Below are 3,190 nucleotides of genomic sequence, written 5' to 3' on the forward strand. Positions count from 1 at the left end.
CCAATGGCTTGGCCACATCGGAGTCGATGATGGGGCTGGGATTCATGATGATGGGTGGCCGAAGTATGGCCGAACAGATTTATGATGGCGCGGTTGATATTTACAATGAAGTGACCAGTAATTATGCGGCGGGAGAATTCCAGCAGGCCGGTGTGGCAGCGTCTGGTGTGGCTGGAATGGTGCTTACTCGTAGGCCGAAGGCAAGTGATCTTGTTGATGTTTGGCACTTCACGGATAAAAAAGGTTATAACGCCATCACATCTGGTAAAGACATTACGATAAAAGCTAGCACCCCTCCCGGTGGTAATCCAGCCGGGGCATATTTCTCAAAACTCAGTCCAGAAGATCTTGGTAATAAAACTGCTAAGACACTTCGAATACCAAAATCTAAGACGGAATACGTCATTCACGCTCAAGTACCCAAAAGTATTTTGAAGGAAAAGGGAGGTAATCACAGGGCAATTACGTATTCTCCGGGCGATGTTTCAGTTCCAAGTGGGAATTGGACTGGCGGTAAAAATCCTAACTTTTAAAATAGGAAAATTGTTTGATGTTATCTTCAGTTTGGGGAATATAGTTATGATGCCTACAGGGTATGAGTACACTTTTTTAAGCGACAAAACGATTCAATTTGTTTTGCGAGCATTACTTAAACAATTACAACTGAATTGGGGACAAGTATTTGTTGAAGTCAGCCCAGATTGGAAAAGGTATGAATTTGAAAGTTGGGTTGAGAACGTTGATTTATTGCCGAAAGACTTTGAGTTGTATTTTGTGTCTGATAAAGCTGGGTTTGACCATATTGAAGAAAATGGAATTACTAAAAACGTTGATGGGATTAAGTTTTTTCTACTAGAAGTGAAAGGACCCTCACCACTCGGCTACAACATAAAAGTTTCGGGCGGTGTTGATAAAGATAATATAAATTTCGGTGAGTTTGAATGTGAATTGATAGCCAAGATTCTTAATGAATATACGGTGATTGTTCCTGAACAGTCGGAGAATAGTTCAGGTGATATAGTTTGTATGGTTAGAGATATCCTTAAGGAGTAGATGTTATAAACAAGGCGATGTGTTCTTTAAAAATTTAATTTTGATTTGTAGGTGGCTAAGAGATTAGTCGCCTACTTTGTGCTGGAAATTGTGGTAGCGCGACCACCCATCACGGATGACAATGGCCAAGTCTCGGTCCGTCGTCATTTCGATCCCTTCGGCAAGCCACGCCAGGGGAATTGGGCGGAGCTGGATATTGCGCAGTTGGGGGAAAACCCCTTCGACAGCGATATGGCCACCCGCCGAGGCTTTACCGACCACGAGCATTTGGATGAGGTAGAGCTGATCCATATGAATGGCCGGGTGTTCGATTATCAGCTGGGCCGTTTTTTGAGTGTGGACCCGTATATTCAGGAGCCTGGGAATTCGCAGAGTATTAACCCGTACTCGTACATTATGAACAACCCCATGGCGGGCACAGACCCGACGGGGTATCGGGCTGAGGAGGGTCGGTGCCAACACAGTGGCTATTTTTGCAGTGTGATTGTCTTTAGTGGCCAGACCAGAGGCGAGGGCAGTAAGCAATCGGCGTCCGTACAGGAAAGCAATGGCACGGTAAACCAAGCGGAGAGCCCACTAGCCAGCGCGGGCGTTGGCGGCAGTGAGAGTATGAAGACGGAGGAGATTGGGTCTCAGTTTGATCAAGTGGGAACCTGGGGTACTGAGAATGGGATGGAAACCGTTGGGGTGGTGGCCTCTCGCTCAGGTAATGAAGGGTTTGGGCAATTTGCATGGGGCATGTTTAAGCGATTTGCTCAAGATACGTTAACTTATGCACATTCTTATATTACCGGATTAACACCAGAAGAAATTGGTGATCCAATGGGATTAAATCCTGTTGGAGAAACTCAAACGGCAGGTTCTGAGGCGTATGATGATAATGCTCTTGTCATTAATACGTCGATGGTTTTTCTTCCGGGAAGACAGCAGCAGGCGATAAGGTCTGTTACAGAAAGTGTTGCGCAAGGAAAATTCCCAACTAAATTTCATAAGAGAAGTGTTGAAGAAGTAGCTAAATTGAGGAAAGAATTTGAGAGTATGAAGCCAGAATTTATTCGTTCTTATGCAAACTCAGCTGAAGCAGCCAAACGTTTTACCCCTCAGCAATTAGCAAAAATGAATAAATCTGGAAGACTTCCTAAAGGATATATTGTTCATCACAAAAACCCTTTATTTCGAGGTGGTGACAATTCATTCGATAATTTTAGGGTAATGAATGCCAAGTTTCATCAGAAATACAACAAACGGTTGCACTGGTATGATGAAGGGAAAAATATCTATCAAAAGTAGAGTTTTGAAATATGAATAATTTAAATGAGATTCTTGATAAATTTAAAGGAAAAGAAGGCTTTGAATGCAGTGGACAATTAAGTGATGAGTCAATTCATATTATGGAAAGTGAGTTAGGTATTTCTTTTCCCAAGCAATACAAAATTTTCCTCAAAAAATATGGCTATATTGAATGGTTTGGGCACACTATTTACGGATATGCTGAAGATGATGATTATCATACAGTTGTATGCACAATGGAGCTTCGTGAAGATGATGTGCCAGATAATTTTGAAAGAATATCAAATGAGGGGTGTGTATTAGAGAGTTATGGTGGTGGAGGTTACTACTTTTTGTATTCTGATGAATCGGAAAGGTCGGGGCAAGTGGCACTATTTTTAGATGAGCTATTTGGTAAAGAGGCTCAATCATGGTCTACATTCGAGTCTTTTTTAGAATACATGTTAAGTCTTTAGTCGTAATCTATCTTAAGTCTGCTGGAGTGTAAGCTTTAGATTTAATTGATGAATATGGAAATAGGAAGGGGAATAATAATTCTTCTTTAGTTGATATGGCTGAGAATGCTTTTGGCTTGAAGTTTTCTCCCTCATGTCGAAAGTTTTTCAGAAAGTTAAAAAACGTTCTTTAAAAATATAATTTTGATTTTAGACGGCTAAGTGATTGGTCGTCTATTTTTTTTGTGCTGGAAATTGTGGCAGCGCCACCACCCTCACGGATGATAACGGCCAAGTCACGGCCCGTCGTCACTTCGACCCCTTCGGCAAACCACGCCAGGGGAATTGGGCGGAGCTGGATATCGCGCAGTTGGGGGAAAACCCCTTCGACAGCGATATGGCCACCCGCCGAG

5 protein-coding genes are annotated in these 3,190 nt (G+C 42.6%); 4 read left to right on the plus strand and 1 reads right to left on the minus strand.

Annotated features, from left to right (window positions below; translation table 11 throughout):
* The 4 genes from LU351_RS20110 to LU351_RS20125 form a co-directional block, all read left to right on the plus strand.
* Nucleotides 1-533 (plus strand): hypothetical protein (locus LU351_RS20110; RefSeq protein ID WP_232595876.1); only part of this gene is annotated, 533 nt, incomplete at its 5' end.
* On the plus strand, nt 496-1,053 hold the full coding sequence (locus tag LU351_RS20115) for a hypothetical protein (protein WP_232595877.1): 558 nt from the start codon (nt 496-498) through the stop codon (nt 1,051-1,053). The genes LU351_RS20110 and LU351_RS20115, both read left to right, overlap by 38 nt.
* 51 nt (nt 1,054-1,104) lie before the next feature.
* Nucleotides 1,105-2,343 carry an RHS repeat domain-containing protein gene (locus LU351_RS20120; protein WP_232595878.1) on the plus strand — a complete coding sequence of 413 codons (1,239 nt, stop codon included), beginning with the start codon at nt 1,105-1,107 and terminating at the stop codon, nt 2,341-2,343.
* An 11-nt stretch (nt 2,344-2,354) separates the two neighbouring features.
* Entirely contained in the window at nt 2,355-2,798 is a 444-nt protein-coding gene (locus LU351_RS20125) for an SMI1/KNR4 family protein (RefSeq protein ID WP_232595879.1), read from the plus strand.
* 169 nt (nt 2,799-2,967) lie between these two features.
* Here the strand turns inward: LU351_RS20125 and LU351_RS20130 are convergent.
* On the minus strand, nt 2,968-3,190 hold a 223-nt coding region (locus tag LU351_RS20130; protein WP_232595880.1), incomplete at its 5' end, for a hypothetical protein.

Source organism: Marinibactrum halimedae (assembly GCF_021234875.1).
In the GTDB taxonomy this organism is placed as follows: domain Bacteria; phylum Pseudomonadota; class Gammaproteobacteria; order Pseudomonadales; family Cellvibrionaceae; genus Marinibactrum; species Marinibactrum halimedae.

What these genes read in the sequence shown, in the direction of transcription:
- LU351_RS20125 (WP_232595879.1), top strand. Translation starts at nt 2,355, where the DNA reads ATGAATAATTTAAATGAGATTCTTGATAAATTTAAAGGAAAAGAAGGC.